Genomic DNA, 19,288 nt, shown 5'->3' with positions numbered 1-19,288 from the left:
CTATGGAATTCACGACTCAACACTTTATCGCGCTAGCGCCGCTGTTGATCACCAGCGCCACGATCATCGTGGTGATGCTGGCGATCGCCTGGCGCCGCAACCACTCCCAGACCTTCCTGCTGTCGGTGGCGGGTCTGAATCTGGCACTGCTGTCGATCCTGCCAGCCCTGAAAGTCGCGCCATTGGCCGTGACCCCATTGCTGCAGATCGACACCTTCGCCTGCCTGTACATGGCGCTGATCCTGGTCGCCACCCTCGCCTGTGTCACCCTCGCCCACGCCTACCTCGGTGATGGCGGTTCGGGCTACCCGGGCAACCGTGAAGAACTGTACCTGCTGATCCTGATGGCCGCCGCCGGTGGCCTGGTACTGGTCAGCGCGCAACACCTGGCCGGCTTGTTCGTTGGCCTGGAGTTGCTGTCGGTACCGGTCTACGGTCTGGTGGCTTATGCCTTCTTCAACAAGCGTTCGCTGGAAGCCGGCATCAAGTACATGGTGCTGTCGGCTGCCGGTTCCGCGTTCCTGTTGTTCGGCATGGCCCTGCTCTACGCTGATGCCGGCTCCCTGAGCTTCGTCGGCATCGGCCAGGCCCTGGCGGCCACCGGCATGCCAAGCTCCCTGGCACAACTGGGCCTGGGCATGATGCTGATCGGCCTGGCCTTCAAGCTGTCGCTGGTTCCGTTCCACCTCTGGACCCCGGACGTGTACGAAGGTGCTCCGGCACCGGTGGCCGCGTTCCTGGCCACCGCTTCGAAAGTGGCCGTGTTCGCGGTCATGGTGCGTCTGTTCCAGATCTCGCCAGCGGCGAGCAGCGGCGTGCTGAGCAACGTACTGACCATCATCGCCATCGCGTCGATCCTGTTCGGTAACCTGCTGGCCCTGACCCAGAGCAACCTCAAGCGTCTGCTGGGTTACTCGTCCATCGCCCACTTCGGTTACCTGCTGATCGCCCTGGTGGCGAGCAAGGGCCTGGCCGTGGAAGCCATCGGCGTGTATCTGGTCACCTACGTGATCACCAGCCTCGGCGCCTTCGGCGTGATCACCCTGATGTCCTCGCCGTACAACGGTCGTGACGCGGATGCCCTGTACGAATACCGCGGCCTGTTCTGGCGCCGTCCTTACCTGACCGCCGTCCTGACCGTGATGATGCTGTCCCTGGCCGGTATCCCGCTGACCGCGGGCTTCATCGGCAAGTTCTACATCATCGCCACCGGTGTCGAATCGCATCAGTGGTGGCTGGTCGGCTCCCTGGTACTGGGCAGCGCCATCGGCGTGTTCTACTACCTGCGCGTCATGGTCACCCTGTACCTGATCGAACCGAACCTGCGTCGCCACGATGCTCAAATGCACTGGGAGCAAAAGGCAGGCGGCGTGATGTTGCTGGCCATCGCCGTAATGGCGTTCTTCCTGGGTCTGTATCCACAGCCACTGCTGAACCTGGTTCAACAATCGGGTCTGGCGGGTTGATCGCTTAAGCGTTCTTCGCAGTGAACAGAAACGGCACCTTCGGGTGCCGTTTTTGTTTTTGTAGGATTTGTTACCGCTGCCCTGCCCCCCTTCTGTAATCCCCGAAAGCTCTCGCTGGATTGGTCGACTCGTCCTACAGGTGTTTTTACGACCGGGGTCTACCGTTGAAAACGGGAACGAAAAGGTTGGCCTCGATGCCTTGACCTATTCAATTTTAAGAACAAAACTATACGTAGGTAGCGTACAGAATATGGATGCTCTATTTGTCGAGTTACGTATGTTTCAGAAACATCGAAACGATTACCTGGATGACGATCTGTTTCGCAGCTTTCAGTTGGAATTGCTGAAGAACCCCGAAGCGGGCGATCTCATAGAAGGCACCGGAGGGTTGCGCAAAATTCGCTTCTGCGACCAACGACGAAATAAAGGCAGGCGCAGTGGCTTACGGGTGATTTATTACTGGTGGTCAGGCTTCAATCAATTCTGGCTGTTCACCGTGTATGGCAAAGACGAGCAAGACGACCTGTCGCCCTCACAAAAAAAGCTTTTCAGAGAAACGCTGAATAGAGAAATCAAAACGAGATCCCAATATGAAACGTGACATTTTTGCGGAACTGATGGATGGCCTCGAATCCCTGGCCGATGAGCGCCAAGGCAAGATCACGCTGCGAACTCACAAGGTTCAGCTGCCAGAACTGATGCCCATCACTGCCGAGGAAGTAATCGCCATCCGCCAGCAGCTCAACCTCTCCCGCTCGGTGTTTGCGATGTATCTGCGTACCAACACCCGAACACTGGAGAACTGGGAACAGGGGCGCGCAACGCCCAATGCCCAAGCCACGACGTTGATCCGTCTGGTCGAGCGCTTTCCACAGACGATCGAACATCTCGCAGCCCTGACCTGAATTCAGAGAGTCTTGCACCTGACGCGGCTCAAGAGATCTAGTGGATGCTTACTCGGCTGATGAAATGTGGTGACTGGAATAACCTCTTCGCGAGCAGGCTCGCTCCCACAGTGAGCCTGCGGTGTACATAACATCTGTGGACACCTGCGGTCACCTGTGAGAGCGAGCCTGCTCGCGATGGCGGTGATACAGGCACCAACAAAAACGGCACCTTCCGGTGCCGTTCGCCTTTCACATTACAAGCACTTACTTACGCGCATCCGCCCATGACTTGAGCAGTTCGTTGTAGCTCACGGTTTCGCCTTTAGGCTTCTCGTTGGCCAGTTTCGGCTTCGGTGCGCCCGGCTGGTCGAACCAGTATTGCGCGTCGCGTTCCGGGTTCATTTTAGGGGCGCAGGTGCTCTGCACTTTCGAGCGTTCCAGGCGGGACATGATGGCGTCCTGGTCCTTGGCCAAACCGTCGAGTGCCTCTTGTGGGGTCTTGTCGCCGCTGGCGGCTTCGGCGATGTGGCTCCACCACAGCTGCGCAAGACGTGGGTAGTCCGGCACGTTGGTCCCGGTCGGGGTCCATTGCACGCGAGCGGGGCTGCGGTAAAACTCCACCAGGCCACCGAGTTTCGGCGCCAGGTCGGTCATGGCTTGCGAGTTGATGTCGGACTCGCGGATCGGCGTCAGGCCGACGATGGTTTTCTTCAGCGACACGGTTTTGGAGGTCACGAACTGCGCATAGAGCCAGGCCGCCAGTTTCTGCTTCTCAGGGGTGGATTTCATGAATGTCCAGGATCCCACGTCCTGATACCCCAGCTTCATGCCCTCCTCCCAGTACGGTCCACGCGGCGAAGGCGCCATGCGCCATTTCGGCGTGCCATCGGCGTTCACCACAGGCAGGCCCTGCTTGGTCATGTCGGCGGTGAAGGCGGTGTACCAGAAGATTTGCTGGGCGATGTTGCCCTGGGACGGAACAGGACCGGATTCAGAGAACGTCATGCCCGCCGCTTCCGGTGGCGCGTAGGCTTTGAGCCAGTCGACGTATTTCTGGGTGGCGAATACCGCGGCCGGGCCGTTGGTGTCGCCGCCACGGGTCACGCTGGAGCCCACCGGATGGCAATCCTCGACACGAATCCCCCACTCGTCCACCGGTAAGCCGTTGGGAATACCTTTGTCGCCGCCCCCCGCCATGGAGAACCAGGCATCGGTGAAGCGCCAGCCCAGGGACGGGTCTTTCTTGCCGTAGTCCATGTGCCCATACACGCGCTTACCGTCGATTTCCTTGACGTCTTCGCTGAAGAACTTGGCAATGTCTTCATAGGCCGACCAGTTCACCGGTACGCCCAATTCGTAACCGTATTTTTCCTTGAACTTGGCTTTCAGCTCCGGTTTTTCGAACCAATCGGCGCGAAACCAGTACAGGTTGGCGAACTGCTGGTCGGGTAATTGATAAATCTTGCCGTCCGGCGCAGTGGTGAAGGAGATGCCGATGAAGTCTTTGATGTCCAGGGTTGGCGAAGTGAAGTCCTTGCCTTCGTTGGCCATCAGATCGGTGATCGCTTCGGTCTTGCCGTAGCGAAAGTGCGTGCCGATCAAGTCCGAGTCGTTGACCCAGCCGTCATAAATGCTCTTGTCCGACTGCATCACGGTCTGCAGTTTTTCCACGACGTCCCCTTCTTGCAGCAGGTCGTGGGTCACCTTGATCCCGGTGATCTCGGTAAAGGCCTTGGCCAGCACCTTGGACTCATACTCGTGGGTGGTCAGGGTTTCCGAGACGACTTTGATATCCATCCCGCGAAACGGCTCGGCCGCCTTGATGAACCACTTCAATTCCGCCAGTTGTTGATCCGCCGTCAACGTGGACGGTTTGAATTCGCTTCCAATCCATTTCTTTGCAGCCTCTTCGTAAGCATCGGCCCAGGCCGAAGCGCTCAAACCGCTGAGTGCCAGCAGGGCTGCCAATGAAATGCTATGTCGCAGCTTATTGTTTTTGTCGAACATAGAGACCTCCTGTTTAATTTTCGGAGCAACATTGCCGAGCGATTCGACTAGCCCCAACACATCACCACCAACAGCCACACCAGGGACAACGCGAACGCTATCCAGATGCTCCAGTCGGTCACGCCGATTACCAGCAGATGCAGGTAGGCGCTGCCGAGAAGACCGATGAACAACCGATCGCCACGGGTGGTGGCTATCGGCAAGAAACCACGCCGAAGAATGCTCGGCGAACGCAGCTCCCACGTGGTCATGACCACGAGGATCAAGGCGACCACGCTGAAGAATGCCGCCGTGGGGACGGTCCAGCTCATCCATTCCATCATCAGTTCCTCATACCCGGCCCAGGGCAAAGCCCTTGGCCACGTGGTTGCGAACAAACCAGATCACCAGCATGCCCGGCAGGATGGTCAACACCCCCGCCGCCGCCAGCACACCCCAGTCGATGCCAGACGCCGAGACTGTGCGGGTCATCACCGCCGCGATGGGTTTGGCGTTCACCGATGTCAGGGTTCGCGCCAACAGCAGTTCGACCCAAGAAAACATGAAGCAGAAAAATGCCGTCACGCCGATGCCGGAGCCGATCAGCGGGACGAAAATCTTCACGAAGAATTTGGGAAAACTGTAGCCGTCGATGTAGGCCGTTTCGTCAATTTCCTTCGGCACACCGGACATGAAGCCCTCCAGAATCCACACCGCCAGCGGCACGTTGAACAAGCAATGGGCCAACGCCACGGCGATGTGGGTGTCGAACAGGCCAATCGAGGAATACAGCTGGAAGAACGGCAACAGGAACACCGCCGGCGGCGCCATGCGGTTGGTCAGCAGCCAGAAGAACAGGTGTTTGTCACCCAGGAAGCGATAGCGCGAGAACGCGTACGCCGCCGGCAGCGCCACGCTCAGGGAGATCACCGTGTTCAGGCTCACGTAGTACAGCGAGTTGAGGTAACCGGTGTACCAACTTGGGTCCGTGAAGATCACCTTGTAGTTGTGCAAGGTGAAATCCGCGGGAAACAGCGTCAAGCCGCCGAGGATTTCGGTGTTGCTCTTGAAGGACATGTTCAGCAGCCAGTAGATCGGCACCAGCAGGAACAGGATGTAAAGCAGCAATGGGACAAGCTTTCTCTTGCTCATGGCAGACCTCAACGGTTGGCGTCAGCGTGAGTCATGGCCGTGTAGAACAGCCAGGACACCAACAGGATGATCAGGAAGTACACCAGCGAAAATGCAGCCGCCGGCCCGAGGTCGAATTGCCCTACAGCCATCTGGGTCAGGGTCTGACTGAGGAAGGTCGTGGCATTGCCCGGCCCGCCGCCGGTCAGCACAAACGGCTCGGTGTAGATCATGAAGCTGTCCATGAAGCGCAGCATCACCGCGATCAACAGCACGCTCTTGAGCTTGGGCAACTGGATGTGCCGGAACACCGCCCAGGCCGAGGCCCGGTCAATGCGTGCCGCCTGGTAGTACACGTCGGGAATCGCCCGCAGACCAGAGAAACACAACAGCGCCACCAACGAAGTCCAGTGCCAGACGTCCATCACCAGCACCGTGACCCAGGCGTCCATGGTGTTGGCCGCATAGTTGTAGCTGATGCCCATGGCGTTCAGGCTGGAGCCCAGCAGGCCAATATCGGCGCGACCGAAGATCTGCCAGATGGTGCCGACCACGTTCCACGGGATCAGCAGCGGGATCGCCAGGACGATCAACACCACCGACGACCAGCGGCCCTTGGTCGGCATGGTCAGTGCAATCGCAATCCCCAGCGGGATCTCAATCAACAACACGCAGGCCGAGTAGATGAACTGACGCAGCAACGAGTCGTGCAGGCGTGGATCGAGCAGCACCTGTTTGTACCAATCAGCACCGACGAAGTAGCGACTGGACTGGTCGAAGATGTCCTGCACCGAGTAGTTGACCACGGTCATCATCGGGATCACCGCACTGAACGCCACCAGCAGGAACACCGGCAGCACCAGCCACCAGGCTTTGTTGTTCTGCACCTTGTTCATGGCTGCACCTCCCCAACGGCCTGTGGCTCCAGCAGAAACTCGTCGGCATACACCATCAGCCACTGTCCCGGAAAACTGATGTAAGCCGTGCCTTGCGGCACCGGTTTGTCTTCGGCCAGCCGCACTTTCAGCGGCGCGCCATCAAGGTTCAGGGTCATGATCTTGTAGGTACCGAGGTCTTCGACGTGTACGACTTGCGCCTGTAACGCGTCATCAAACGGTTCTTCCCACACATGGACGAACTCAGGCCGGATACCAACCTTGAGGTTTTGCCAGGTGGACTCGGCAATACGTTTTTGCATGGCGTCGGACAGCGACAGATGGGTCGAGGCGAAACCGACGCCGCCCGGTTGCGGCTGCACCTCGATCAGGTTCATGCCGGGGCTGCCGATGAAATAGCCGACGAAGGTGTGGCTCGGCCGCTCGAACAATTCCCGTGGTGTGCCGAACTGCACGATCTGTCCGCCGTACATCACCGCGATCTTGTCGGCGAAAGTCGAGGCTTCCAGTTGATCGTGGGTGACGTAAACCATGGTGATGTTGAACTGCTCGTGGATCTGCTTGAGCTTGCGCCGCAGCTTCCACTTCAGGTGCGGGTCGATCACTGTCAGCGGCTCATCGAACAGGATCGCCGATACGTCATCGCGCACCAGCCCACGGCCCATGGAGACTTTCTGCTTTTCGTCGGCGGTGAGGTTGCGGGCCTTTTTGCTCAGTAAATTCTGCAGGTCGAGGACTTCGGCGATTTCCTGCACCTTGGTGTGAATTTTCGGCTCGGCCATGCCCTGATTACGCAGTGGGAAGGCCAGGTTGTCGAACACCGTCATGGTGTCGTAGACCACCGGAAACTGGAAAACCTGGGCGATGTTGCGTTTTTCCGGCGTCAGGTTGTTCACCGCTTTGCCATCAAACAGCACATGCCCTTGGGACGGGCTGAGCAGCCCGGAAATGATGTTGAGCAAGGTCGATTTGCCGCAGCCCGATGGACCCAGCAAGGCGTAGGCACCACCCTGCTCCCAGATATGGTCCATCTGGCGGATCGCGTAGTCCTCAGGACCGCTCGGCGTGCTGGTGTAACTATGGGCGAGGTTCTGCAAACGAATTTCGGCCATCAGGCAACCCTCGCGACACGCCGGCCGGGCGCTTGAACCAGGCGCCCCTGGGTATCGAACACAAACAGCTTATGGGTCGGGATGTAGATGCGAATCGGCGCATCGACGTCGTATTCGTGAACGCCGGGCAAGTGCAGCACCAGCAAGAAATGCTCGTTACGCACGTGCAGGAAGGTTTCCGAGCCGCTGATTTCGGCGACTTCCACGGTCACCGCCAGTTCGAGGTCATCGTCGTTGCTCGGCACCAGCGAGATATGACTGGGACGCACACCGAAGCGGAACTCGCCCTCGCCCACCGGACGTAAATCCACGTTCAACGGAAAGTGCACGAAATTGGCGAAACTCACTTCGTTACCGGCAATGCGTCCCGGCATCAGGTTGATCGGTGGCTCGGAAAACAGCTCGGCCGCCAGCACCGTTTGCGGCTGGTGATAAACCTCGGACGCTCTGCCGCTCTGCACTACCCGGCCCTCGTGAAGAATGGTGGTGGTGCCACCCAGCGCCAGGGCTTCGTTGGGCTCGGTGGTGGCGTAGATAGCGATGGTGTGATGAGCCTTGAACAGCTCGCGCATTTCCTGGCGCAGTTCTTCACGCAACTTGTAGTCGAGGTTGACCAATGGCTCGTCGAACAGGATCAGCTCGGCGTCCTTGACCAGCGCTCGGGCCATGGCCGTGCGTTGTTGCTGGCCGCCCGAGAGCTCGAGCGGATGACGCTGAAGAAATTTCTCGATGCGCAGCATCTTTGCGGTGTCCAGCACCTTGCTCTGGATCAGCTCATTGGACACACCGGCCTGGCGCAAGGGCGAGGCGATGTTCTCGAAGACGGTCATGGTCGGGTAGTTGATGAACTGCTGATACACCATCGACACGTTGCGCAGGCGCACCGGGCGTTGGGTCACATCGACGCCATTCATCAGGATGCGACCGCTGTCAGGCTTGTCCAGCCCGGCCATCAGACGCATGAGACTGGTTTTGCCGGACAGCGTACGCCCGAGCAAAACGTTGAATGATCCGGGTTCGAACTTGAGGCACGCATCGTCTATCCAGGTCTGGCCCTCGACGGTGCGGCTGACATGCTCCAGGGTTAATGACATGGCTCGGCCTTTTTTATTTTTGGAGTCAAGCGACCGCAGCGATAGAGCGATATCTGTGCCAGAAATCACATGTCATTGATTCAGCATGAAATTATGAAAAATGACCAATGAGTCGCGTTCGATGCTGAACACAAATGAACAACCGCGACTGAACAACTGAACACCCTCGCGATTGACAATGAACATTAGTGAACAACACTCTATGGATCGTTCTCGCACGCCCGTAGGAGCCGGCTTGCTGGCGATGGCGTTATCGATATCGCCATCGCCATCGCCATCGCCATCAAGCCGGCTCCTACGGGTATGTGGTGTACCTGCATTACCTTGCAAACCCATAACAACAATAAAAGCGTTAATCCGAGGCTGACTTGAATGGCCGCACCTGCCCCCGCGTTATCCCACGAGGCCATCATCCAGGACTCCTGGTCCCGTTGCCGCGCCTTCGGCCTCAACCATCAAAGCGCCCCGGCCTTCGATCAATTGCCCGCCGCCGGCATCGCACAGTTGCTGGAAAGCCAGCATTCATTGGTGCAAACCACCCACCAGGAAGTGCTGCCCTACTACGAGAACATCCTGAGCAACTCCAATTGCCTGATCATGCTCGCCGACAATCAGGGGCAAGTGCTGACGTCCTGGGGCACCCAGCGTTTTATCGAGCCGAACCTGGCCCGCGGCTTCAGTGCCGGCGCCAGCTGGATGGAGCGCTGCACCGGCACCAACGCCATCGGCACCGCGCTGGCCTGTGAGCAGGCCGTGCACATTGAGCACGATGAACACTTTCTCAAGGCCAACCGTTTCATGACCGGCTCCGCCGCGCCGATCTTCGATGCCGAGCGCAAGGTTATCGCGGTACTGGACGTGTCCAGCGACAGCTACCTGCCGCCGTCCCACACCTTGGGCATGGTCAAGATGATGAGTCAGACCGTGGAAAACCGGCTGATCCTCAACCTATTCCACGGCCAGCATTTCCAGCTGACCTTCAACACCGGCCTGAACAACCTCGACAGCCAGTGGGCCGGGTTGCTGATTTTCGATGAGAGCGGCCAGGTGCTGTCGGCCAACCGCCGTGCTGACAACCTGTTGGGCGTGCGTTTGTCACGGGTCAGTGTCGAGAGCCTGTTCAAGGTGTCGCTGCTGGAACTGCTCAATCAGCCCGAAGGCCTGCCCTTCTCCCTCCAGTCCTGCGGCCGCAATCGCTTCCAGTGCCTGCTGAAGCGGCCGAAGCAGGCGCCGATCCAGGCGCGCGTGTTCACAGAAACCGTTGTCCCGGCGCCAGCCGCCATCAACCTCAACACCCTGCACTTCGGCGACAGCCGCGTGGAAAAAGCCGTGCGCCAGGCCGAGCGCTTGCTGGAAAAAGACATCCCGTTGCTGATTCATGGAGAGACCGGGGTCGGCAAGGAGGTCTTCGTCAAGGCCCTGCATCAAGCCAGCACCCGCAACAAACAAGCCTTTATTGCCGTCAACTGCGCGGCGATCCCCGCCGAATTGGTAGAGTCCGAGCTGTTCGGCTACGAAAAAGGCGCCTTCACTGGCGCCAACCAGAAAGGCAGCATCGGCCTGATCCGCAAGGCCGACAAAGGCACGTTGTTCCTCGACGAAATCGGCGACATGCCACTGCCGACCCAGGCCCGTCTGTTGCGCGTATTGCAGGAGCGTTGCGTACAGCCGGTGGGCAGCAGTGAGTTGTTCCCGGTGGACATCCGCATCATTTCCGCGACTAACCGCTCCCTGCGCGAGCAGGTGCAGTTGGGGCGTTTTCGCGAGGATCTGTATTACCGCATCGGGGGCCTGACTCTGGAGCTGCCACCGCTTAGGGAGCGCAGCGACAAGCAGGCGCTGTTCAAGCGTTTGTGGGAGCAACACCGCGAACCGAGCCAATGGGCCGGTTTGAGTCGTGAGGTAATGGAATTGTTCGACCGCCACCCGTGGCCAGGCAACTTGCGCCAGGTCAGCAGCGTGATGCAAGTGGCGCTGGCCATGGCCGAGGAACAACCGGTGCGGCCGGAGCATTTGCCGGATGATTTTTTTGTCGATCTGGAGATGGAGCCGATGGAGTCGCCAGAGCCGTTGGCGGTGGATCTGGATGATGCCGATGAATTGAATCGGCAGTTGCAGGCGGTTGGGGGGAATATCTCGCACCTGGCGCGGCGGTTGGGGGTTAGCCGCAATACCCTTTACAAGCGGTTGCGACAATCAGAAAGCTGACTGCTGTGCAGTCAATCGCCAGCAAGCCGGCTCCTACAGTGTCGCGTCGAACACAAGATCGGCGAACGCCCCAACTTTGTAGGAGCCGGCTTGCTGGCGATGACGTCAGCGCAAACACCATTAACCCCAAAAACAAAAACCCGCACAAGGCGGGTTTTTTATCTGTACGCCGAAATGCGTAATTGTGCGCAAACCCCAGTAAATACAAGGCCACACGGTGGTATAATGTGCGTAGCGGTATGTGGCTATACGCCAAAACCCGTGTAAAAATGTGGGGCTGAGTGTGGGGCTGTATAAATGAGCGAGCTAAATCCGAAGCAAGTCGAGCACCTAACCGAGCCGGGCAGATACTCAGACGGTGACGGGCTTTATCTGGTAATCAAGGCCGGGGGAAACAAATCTTGGCTGTTGCGCTACCAACTCAACGGCAAGCGCCGAGATATGGGCTTGGGACCGTATCCAGCTGCAAAACTCAAAGCAGCTAGGCAGGCCGCCGCCGAGGCACGTGCACTGATCCTGAAGGGCTGCGACCCATTGGATGAGCGCCGAGCCGAGCAGCAGCGCCATCAAGAGCAACGCCGAGCAGAACAGGCAAATGTCGCCACCTTCAAATCACTGGTGCTGGATTACCATTCGGCGCACTGCCAACACCTGACTGAACGCCGCCGCAAAGGGTGGTTGTCAATTATGGAACGCTACGCTTTCCCGACTATGGGCACGCTACGACCTGATCAAATACAGACGGAGCATGTACTACGAGTTCTGCAGCCGATCTGGAGCGCGAAACCAGCAACAGCCGATGAGTTGCGCGGCCATATCGAGCGGGTGCTGGATGCAGCCAAAACGCTCAAACTTAGGACCGGGGAGAATCCTGCACGCTGGCGTGGTCACTTGGACAACTTGTTAAGTCGAGCAGACAAAAAGCGCGCTAGGCAAAAGACCAAACATCCAGCGATGGCTTGGCGTGACCTACCGACATTCATGGGCAAACTGGCCTCTAGAGAAGGGCGTGATGCTAATGCGTTGCAATTGTTGATTTTGACTGCTGCTCGCGCCGGAATGGTACGTTTTGCCACTTGGGACGAGTTCGATCTTGACGCTGCCACATGGAGCTTACCTGCCGAGCGCATGAAAACCCGCCAGCCGTTTACTGTTCCGCTATCGCGGCAGGCAGTTGCATTACTACAAACCATTCCGCGCATTGCTGGCAGTCCTTATCTGTTTCCTGGCACCAGCAGCAAGTCTGGCGTCATGCACATTGGCGCAACCTTCAACCTGCTGCGCGCAATGGGGCTACCGGACATAACCACCCACGGCTTTCGCGCCACCTTTCGCACATGGGCGAGTGAATGCACCCACTACCCGCGTGAAGTTTGTGAGCTGGCGCTGGCACACGATGAACGCGATCAGACAGAGGCCGCCTACAGTCGAAGCAATTTGCTAGAAAAGCGTCGAGAGCTAATGCAGGCGTGGGCTGACTACGCCACCACCCCGCCAGCGGCGAACGTGGTGCATGGCGCATTTGGGAGGGTTGGGGTATGAATGCGCTTGAAGCACTGGAAGCGTACTTCCCCGAGACCAAGGGTCTCGTGGGGCCATATGGCCTGCTAGTGGGATTGGCGTATCTGGAAGAAAACGCCGCGACTGAGCCAGGTAGAAGAGAACAGTTGATGGAGCTATTAGACTCCATAGCGCCACTGGCAAATACGCTGACCGACGAGCAACTTGAGCAGCTGACCAAGGTAATAGTTTGCTTCTTTAGGCTTGGCGCTACGTTGGTGGTGCCACATATCGTAGACAAAAAGAAGGCAGAACAAGTATTCCAGCGCTCATTAGGTCCTTTAAACGCCGCCAAAACGATTGCACAGAACCGAGCCAGAACACTTGCTTCCGAAGCATGGCAAGCCGACACCGAGCAGGAATATCGACTAAGTGAAGTGGCGGCAATGGTTAAAGGTAGCTTGGAGCACGAGGGCTTCACGCAACTACCGAAACTTCCGAGCATTAAGGACTGGATCAAGCCCACTGCACCAGCCTACGCCAGAAAGGGGGGCCGCCCCCGTAAAACCCCTTAAGCGCTACGGTAAACCCCAATACCGCAACGGAAGCACAATTTTTTAAACCGGCCGTACCGCACAGCATATGCCCTATACGCCGCAGCCCGTGGCCATACTTGGGGCACCAATCATGAACACCACGCCACTCCCTCGCACAATTTTACGCATCCACGACCTGCAGAAAGCCATGGGCCTCAGCCGCACAAAGATCTATGAGCTAATAGCCGAGGGTAAGTTTCCAAAAGGTAAACCGATAGCTGGCCTGCACGCCGTTGGCTGGGACAGTCTTGCTGTACAGGATTGGATAAACAATCAGCTAGATCACCCCCAATAAAAAGCTGCCAACCAGTCAAGGGATCAGCGGCTTGGGATGTAGCAATATGGTTGTAATTTTATACCCCCTTGGCGCGTACAGCACCCTTAAAGGTTGGGCTTCTCGGGAGAGAACCCAATGGAAAAGCTTTCGCTAAACAAGGCAAAACCCAAAGCCAGCCCGCTTGACCGCTATTTTGGCCAGCGCGTGGTTATGCAGCTTGGCCCAGTGACCTACACCGGGATTCTGAAAGCAGTTGAGCCTCAGTGGTTAGAAGTGACCGACGCCACAATCACCGGTAGTCGAAACGCCGCGCAGGTGAATTGTGTTCAGATCTACCACCAAGCGTTCAATCGAATTGCCCATCTTCACCTTGAGGCCGACTCGCTCGCGCTGGTGGTGTTGTCATGAGCACCGTCTCCGTCCTGACCAGCTCCAACCCTGCGCGATTAACGAAACAATGGGAACTCATCAATGGCGAACCGGTTAAAATCTCCGCAGGTGAGATGCTGGAAGGAATGGCGGCGCACATGCCAGTTGCTAGCCCTGCCGACTTTGTAAGATTGTTACCAGCACTGAAGGAGAATCAAGCGTTAGTGTTTGGCCTGCCGCCTGAAGTGTCTTGCAAAGTTACTACTCAGCAAAAGTTGGCAGATTCCCCCGGCGAGATAGCTCGCACTAAGGAGTATTTCAAGTGGAACGAAGGCTCCGGCTGGATGATGCTGGACTACGACCCGCAAGAGGGCAAACCCCCGCTAACACGCGAGGGATTGCTCTCGGCGCTCTACAGCGCGGCTCCGGGGCTGCGGGCCGCTCCAATGGTCTGGGGTGTCAGTAGTTCGAGCAACATCCACAACGCAGATAGCGGCGAAGTGGTTACAGGCGTTCGAGGCCAGCGGCTTTATGTGCTGGTTTCGAGCGCTAAGGACATCGAGCGTGCGGGTGCTGCCTTGTTCGACCGCCTGTGGCTAGCAGGGTATGGACGCTTCGATATCAGTTCCGCAGGGACGCTGATGCCGCGCACGCTGGTGGATAAGTCTGTGTGGCAGCCCAACAGGCTGGACTTCGCTGCGCCCCCGGTGTGCATCGCACCGCTGGAGTCACGACGCCCCGCCCCCGTGGCTATGAACAATGACGCCCCAGCGTTGGACTTGCAGCTGGCAATCCCCGACCTTACGCCCGAAGAGAACAGCGAGTTGGGTCGACTACAGCGGTGCGCCGAGGCCGAAAGTCGAGATAAGGCCGCTGCGGTTCGGTATGAATGGTTGAAGGCGAAATTTGCGCACCTACCTGAAGACGAACAGGAACGGGCTAGGGCATGCCTGAGCCGCTCCCTCGACACCGGGGCTCTGAATGGGGACTTCATACTGGTCAGCGCTGACGGGGGGCGGGTTACTGTCGATCAGATTTTGACCGAAGGTAAGATGTGGCATGAGGCCAGGTTCCACGACCCCTTTGAGGCGGAGCATTTGGACGACCCGCGCATCGCTGTTGTTTACGTCAATGCCGATGGGGCTGCGCGCCTGTATAGCCACGCGCACGGCGGGAAGAACTACAAGCTGGAGGCTTCGGCGCCAAAGCTGCGGTTTACCTTCTTGAATGCGGACACGCTGGCGGAGCACTGCGTAGCTCCCGCCTATATCGTTGACGGAGTGCTGGAAGAAGACGCGCATGGCACCGCCTACGGTGGCTCAGGGAGCTATAAAACCTTCTGGGTTCTGCGTCTAGCGCATAGCATCTGCACTGGGGCGGAGTTCATGGGTCACAAAGTGCTACGCATAGGACCCGTGGTGATTGTGTGTGGCGAGGGGCAAGGCGGTATTTCACGAAGGGTAAAGGCGCTGTCGAAGCACTTGGGGGGATTTAACGGCAACCTGAGCATCGTAACCGCAGGGGTAGACCTCTCAGATGATGCTTGCATGGAGGCATTCGGCGTGGAACTGCAGGAACTGCATCCTGTTCTGGTGATATTTGACACCTTCGCAGCGTTGAATGGCGGTGTCGACGAGAACAGCCCCTCCGATGTTGGTCAGTGCCTTCGACGAGTCAAACAGTGCTGCCGAAGCGCAGGGGCCTCTAGCATCATTGTTCATCACAGCGGTAAGGACACCACCAAGGGCGCACGTGGAGCAGGCAATTTCTACAACGATATGGACTTTGTGTTCGCGTTCAAACCAGTTGGGTTGGAGGGCGAGCGAAGGTTTGAGGTAACGGCCCATCCAGCCACTGGCAAGATGAAGGACGGCGAGCCTTTCAGCATTAATGCGATGGCGCTACAGATACCATTAGGCATCTATAACGAAGATGGTGTGGAAGTAACGTCGCTGGTAGCGGAGCCATTTACTCCTGCGGATGTAGTGCTGGCAGAATTTTCCGCTAAGGAGATGGCGATAGCCATTTTGTTCAAGCTTCATGGGGACGCTGGTGGCGAAGATGCAGTAGTGACGCAAGCTGCGTGGTATGACGCCATGAAAAACGCAGGCATCAAGAGTCACACTAGTGTAGCTGCACGCTTAGTTAAAGCGGAGATTGTGGATAAGCTCCAAGGGAATGAGTACCGCCCACGGCCAAGTAAAAAGACTAAATTTTAGGGGCAAAAGCTGCGTTACAAACTGCGTTACAGCCCTTTTTGCGTTACCGTAACGCAGGGTGTAATGCATACCCGCACCAGCCGCCCTAGCACGGGCGTTACAGCCGTAACGCAACCTGTAACGCTGGTGCATTACGTTACACATACCCCCTATAAGGGGGTATGTAACGCACCCATACTTTTTGGTAAAAATAACCCATTGGCGCTATCCATCTGGCCGCGCCTCTGCTGCGTTAAGGTCGGCCAGCGCCAGCAATACTCGATCCCAACGTATTGGCGCGTCCATCCGCAAGGCTACTGTTGCCACGCCGCGCCGTGTTGACGGCGCCAGCGTTTTTATAATCCATGAGGGTATTCTGCGGCGTTGCATCCAGCGCCGTACTTCCGCTTCCGCCACGCACTCGGTCTGACGCAGTTTTCCCAACAAGTCGTCGAACCGCTCCTGTGCCATCTTGGGGGGCTTGGCTATGCGTTCCAGCGGTTCATCCCCGCATCGCAGCAATCGGCGCAGGTACGCCCTGCGGGTTGTTAGTACATCGTCGTGCGACGTGCCACGTACTAGCCTATGACAAGCTCGGCACGCCAGCCGCTTCACCATATACAACTTAGTTCGGAGCGCTGAGCAATAAGGGCAGCGGAGGTAGCCGCCCCACCGGTTTGTTACGACCTCAACTTGCTGCACCACATCACCGGCTGTCACTTGGAGCTGCGTGGCACTTAGTGCTAGCGTCGCAATGCTTACCCCGTCGGCTTCCAACTCCAGCTTGGTGCCGAGCTCCAGGCCACCTAACCGCCGCAATAGGCCCAACTCCAGCGCTGGGACCTCGCCCGTCTTCATGGCTGCTGCTCCCGCTTGGCGCGGCGAATCGCCGCTAGACGCTGTTCACGCTGAGCCCGCTGGAGCGCTGCCCTGCTTTCGGCATCACGCCGCCCCACCATCTCGACTAAGGGTGCTATCGGGCCAGTGACAAGAACCGCTATGCCGCTGGGTTGCACGACAGACCTGCTCGCTAGTTCTGCCAGCAACGCCTTTGGCCCTTGTGCTGTTGCTTCCAACAAAGCTACGGCGTCCTTTGCCCTGCGCAAACGCTCAGCAGTACCAAGCCCAGAACGCAGCCCATGGCACTTGGCGCAGGCGAAAGTTTCGAGCAGGTATAGTAAATGAGTAGGTTTTCCGCACAGAGGGCAATACCAGCAAACTCTATGCGCGCCAGGACGGCCACGCACGCCGACCCATCGGAGAAGCAACGCTTGCTGATTGCTGCTCCAACTAACTAACAGTGCTGAACGGTCAGGCGCTACGCAGTCAAATTTCAACTCGCCTAAACTCAAAGTGCCGGGTGTGGAGTCCCTCAGTAACCCTTGATGCAGCAGGGTTCTGATGTCCAGCGTAGGTAGGTCTGCGCGCTGCACAGTGGCGGCCCTTTGGTAGTGGCATGGTACACTTATTTTACCACGCACTAAGGCCGCCATTAGCTTTGCATTGCTGCACACTGCAAATCCAAATCAAAACCCATATAATAAGATAGTGCAATCGAAGCGCCTAAAAGACTCAAAACAGGGCCGCTCCTTATCACAACCAAGGCAATAACTGTGCGCAACATGAACACTTACCATTCAACAAAATTACTGCACACCATCTCTATCAACAACTCTAGATTTTTACTAAAAATAAAACCGAACCAAGCAGAATACAAGCCAACTTCCATTTGAAAATATTTTCTGTAGATAAAAAGCGCCTCAAAAATCATCGACTTTTAAGGCGCAGATAAACATCTACAAACACAGAAATTAAAACACTATCGATTACATAATGTTTGTGGTTTACCCCAGCACCAGGCGATCAAAAGCTAAATAGTTGGCTCCACCAATGCTAGCTTTGCAAGCTGAATCAAAAATGCAGAGCTAGTATGCGCAGCATAATGATGTACATCATCTGATTTTGTCTCATCACCAAAATCACAAACTGACTTTACTGAAATACATAGTGGTCGCGGCTCAGCCGCATGTTGAGCAGCTGTGAAGACAGCGTAGCTTTCCATCTCAACACCTACCAAATTTTTATGGAGGTCACGCACATCCTCCATTAAAGAGGTAGCTTGCAGCACCGAGGCACCACTCGCCATCGCTTCGATATGGACTTCTGGACGCTGCGTGGGTTTTTTGCCCTCGTAGTTATAATGCAAATCACGTAAAAATTTTTCATCCGATGCAACGGATTTAGCTGCTGCTCTAAGCGATTCATCTAGCCGCCATTGGTAGGTGGCTGGGCGGAATCGAAGAACTCCCGATTCTGTTTCTCTCTGCCATTTGCCACTTCCCCAGTCAAAGCATGGATCGGCAATGAGTATATCACCCAGTTCAGACTTCCCTCTTACTCCTGCACAAATACCAACTATGGCAAGATATTTTGGGCGGAAGTTATGAATGAGTTTTGAGCTAGAAACTGCCGCTGACGGCATCCCCATTCGCGGAGCAACGGTGGCTACCGCTTTTAGGCTACCATCCGGCCCTTGCAAAATAGTTTCGTAGTAATCAGCGTGATCATATGGCACCGTAATTTTGGTCCACGATGAGAGCGAGAGTAAACTATCAAGTTCTTCTTGAATGGCCGTAAATATTGCAAGGTCGTAATGATAGTTCTTACCATCATTAGTGAAAGGCGGCTTATTGAGCTCTTGCAAGTATATCAGTGCTTCCTTCAGTGGCTGACACCAAGATAACTCAGTATAGGAAAACCTCATCAACTTCCAAAGAGGCGATGAAAACTCTGAAGCCGCAATCTCCGCACCATCGTCGAATGCAGTTAACCCAAATAAACAACCCGGCCTCTTAGCGTGATTATTATTCTTAATAAAATGCAACACATCTAACCCCGCACCTACTTCCGGGCCGCTATTGGAGTTTCGTGCGAGATTAATATCAAGTATAACTAAGTCATAGCGATTCGATCGAATCGCTTTTTTAGCTGCAACCACATCATATACATGATCAATAGAGTCATCTTCTATCCCAGGAACCTCCAAAACCACCTTAGTGATTACCCGGTGTTTCTCACTATCATCATCTACCAATAGAATTTTTATCATTTCCCACCAAGCATCCTTAAAATTTTCTCCAGTTCATGCCGCCAACTGGTTCCGTTTTGATCATAATAAACGCTACCTAAAAAAAACTCAGGGAACTCTCGATAGCATTGCGCAGTTATTTCTTTAAAACTGACCTCGTCTTCGTCGTCACCAAACGACTCCAACTGAGTGACAACTATTACTTTTGTATTAATATTTTTTAGCTTTAACTTTCTCATTATATCATACCCCCCCAACGGCCTAAGCCTGCCCTCTCTTGCATTTGGGCGTCTATCGAAGGTAGGTAAAGTCATATCTAATATCACGAGTCCAGGTGGCTCAAGCTCTAAAGCTTTTAAGCCGCTCTGAAAGCTCAAGAACAGCCTCAACTGCTCGTCCTCACCGTAAAACTCACTCAAAAACGAAATTATATTATTCGCCTTCAGTGCACTATCTTCAACTATATATATCGTCATCGAG

17 protein-coding genes are annotated in these 19,288 nt (G+C 56.2%); 9 read left to right on the top strand and 8 right to left on the bottom strand.

Going from position 1 to position 19,288, the window contains the following annotated elements; all coding sequences use genetic code 11:
- The first annotated feature begins 2 nt into the window (after nt 1–2).
- The 3 genes from nuoN (at nt 3) to ABTV22_RS10850 (ending at nt 2,371) form a co-directional block, all read left to right on the top strand.
- Nucleotides 3–1,466: an NADH-quinone oxidoreductase subunit NuoN gene (nuoN, locus tag ABTV22_RS10860; RefSeq protein ID WP_433740071.1), complete on the top strand. Its 1,464-nt coding sequence runs from the start codon at nt 3–5 to the stop codon at nt 1,464–1,466.
- Nucleotides 1,467–1,716: 250 nt separating this feature from the next.
- The gene (locus tag ABTV22_RS10855) at nt 1,717–2,067 is read left to right on the top strand and encodes a toxin (RefSeq protein WP_433740070.1); all 351 of its coding nucleotides are present in this window, start codon (nt 1,717–1,719) and stop codon (nt 2,065–2,067) included.
- The gene (locus ABTV22_RS10850; protein ID WP_433740068.1) at nt 2,057–2,371 is read left to right on the top strand and encodes a helix-turn-helix domain-containing protein; all 315 of its coding nucleotides are present in this window, start codon (nt 2,057–2,059) and stop codon (nt 2,369–2,371) included. The genes ABTV22_RS10855 and ABTV22_RS10850 overlap by 11 nt, the downstream gene beginning before the upstream one ends.
- 246 nt (nt 2,372–2,617) lie before the next feature.
- Here the strand turns inward: ABTV22_RS10850 and ABTV22_RS10845 are convergent, their stop codons facing one another.
- The 6 genes from ABTV22_RS10845 to ABTV22_RS10820 are packed head-to-tail and all read right to left on the bottom strand — an operon-like array spanning nt 2,618 to nt 8,572.
- On the bottom strand, nt 2,618–4,360 hold the full coding sequence (locus ABTV22_RS10845; RefSeq protein ID WP_433740066.1) for an ABC transporter substrate-binding protein: 1,743 nt from the start codon (nt 4,358–4,360) through the stop codon (nt 2,618–2,620).
- A 47-nt stretch (nt 4,361–4,407) separates the two neighbouring features.
- On the bottom strand, nt 4,408–4,680 hold the full coding sequence (locus ABTV22_RS10840) for a DUF2160 domain-containing protein (protein ID WP_433741362.1): 273 nt from the start codon (nt 4,678–4,680) through the stop codon (nt 4,408–4,410).
- Between the two features lie 10 nt (nt 4,681–4,690).
- The gene (locus ABTV22_RS10835; protein WP_433740064.1) at nt 4,691–5,491 is read right to left on the bottom strand and encodes a carbohydrate ABC transporter permease; all 801 of its coding nucleotides are present in this window, start codon (nt 5,489–5,491) and stop codon (nt 4,691–4,693) included.
- A gap of 8 nt (nt 5,492–5,499) precedes the next feature.
- The gene (locus ABTV22_RS10830; protein WP_433740062.1) at nt 5,500–6,366 is read right to left on the bottom strand and encodes a carbohydrate ABC transporter permease; all 867 of its coding nucleotides are present in this window, start codon (nt 6,364–6,366) and stop codon (nt 5,500–5,502) included.
- Nucleotides 6,363–7,478: an ABC transporter ATP-binding protein gene (locus ABTV22_RS10825; protein WP_433740060.1), complete on the bottom strand. Its 1,116-nt coding sequence runs from the start codon at nt 7,476–7,478 to the stop codon at nt 6,363–6,365. Before ABTV22_RS10825 ends, ABTV22_RS10830 begins: the two co-directional genes overlap by 4 nt.
- Nucleotides 7,478–8,572, bottom strand: coding sequence for an ABC transporter ATP-binding protein (locus tag ABTV22_RS10820; protein WP_433740058.1), 1,095 nt, complete (start codon nt 8,570–8,572; stop codon nt 7,478–7,480). The genes ABTV22_RS10825 and ABTV22_RS10820 overlap by 1 nt, the downstream gene beginning before the upstream one ends.
- A gap of 372 nt (nt 8,573–8,944) precedes the next feature.
- On the opposite strand from ABTV22_RS10820, the gene ABTV22_RS10815 reads away from it, so the two are divergent.
- The 6 genes from ABTV22_RS10815 to ABTV22_RS10790 all read left to right on the top strand — a co-directional run bounded on the left by ABTV22_RS10815 (nt 8,945) and on the right by ABTV22_RS10790 (nt 15,741).
- Nucleotides 8,945–10,780: a sigma-54-dependent Fis family transcriptional regulator gene (locus ABTV22_RS10815; RefSeq protein ID WP_433740056.1), complete on the top strand. Its 1,836-nt coding sequence runs from the start codon at nt 8,945–8,947 to the stop codon at nt 10,778–10,780.
- Between the two features lie 297 nt (nt 10,781–11,077).
- On the top strand, nt 11,078–12,322 hold the full coding sequence (locus ABTV22_RS10810; protein ID WP_433740054.1) for a tyrosine-type recombinase/integrase: 1,245 nt from the start codon (nt 11,078–11,080) through the stop codon (nt 12,320–12,322).
- On the top strand, nt 12,319–12,855 hold the full coding sequence (locus tag ABTV22_RS10805) for a hypothetical protein (RefSeq protein ID WP_433740052.1): 537 nt from the start codon (nt 12,319–12,321) through the stop codon (nt 12,853–12,855). Before ABTV22_RS10810 ends, ABTV22_RS10805 begins: the two co-directional genes overlap by 4 nt.
- Before the next feature lie 67 nt (nt 12,856–12,922).
- A complete protein-coding gene (locus ABTV22_RS10800; RefSeq protein WP_433740050.1) occupies nt 12,923–13,171 on the top strand; it encodes a helix-turn-helix transcriptional regulator in 249 nt (82 codons plus the stop codon).
- A gap of 117 nt (nt 13,172–13,288) precedes the next feature.
- Nucleotides 13,289–13,561 carry a hypothetical protein gene (locus tag ABTV22_RS10795; RefSeq protein ID WP_433740048.1) on the top strand — a complete coding sequence of 91 codons (273 nt, stop codon included), beginning with the start codon at nt 13,289–13,291 and terminating at the stop codon, nt 13,559–13,561.
- Complete coding sequence (locus ABTV22_RS10790; protein ID WP_433740046.1) at nt 13,558–15,741, top strand: AAA family ATPase; 2,184 nt, start codon at nt 13,558–13,560, stop codon at nt 15,739–15,741. Before ABTV22_RS10795 ends, ABTV22_RS10790 begins: the two co-directional genes overlap by 4 nt.
- 1,849 nt (nt 15,742–17,590) lie before the next feature.
- On the opposite strand, the gene ABTV22_RS10785 is transcribed toward ABTV22_RS10790, so the two are convergent.
- The gene (locus tag ABTV22_RS10785) at nt 17,591–18,829 is read right to left on the bottom strand and encodes a hypothetical protein (protein WP_433740044.1); all 1,239 of its coding nucleotides are present in this window, start codon (nt 18,827–18,829) and stop codon (nt 17,591–17,593) included.
- Nucleotides 18,826–19,284: a response regulator gene (locus tag ABTV22_RS10780; protein ID WP_433740042.1), complete on the bottom strand. Its 459-nt coding sequence runs from the start codon at nt 19,282–19,284 to the stop codon at nt 18,826–18,828. The genes ABTV22_RS10785 and ABTV22_RS10780 overlap by 4 nt, the downstream gene beginning before the upstream one ends.
- Nucleotides 19,285–19,288: the final 4 nt, after the last annotated feature.

Source organism: Pseudomonas putida (assembly GCF_050990305.1).
Classification (GTDB): Bacteria; Pseudomonadota; Gammaproteobacteria; order Pseudomonadales; family Pseudomonadaceae; genus Aquipseudomonas; species Aquipseudomonas putida_AH.
Note: the sequence above shows the minus strand (reverse complement) of the source record. Positions and strands in the feature narration are given on the sequence as shown.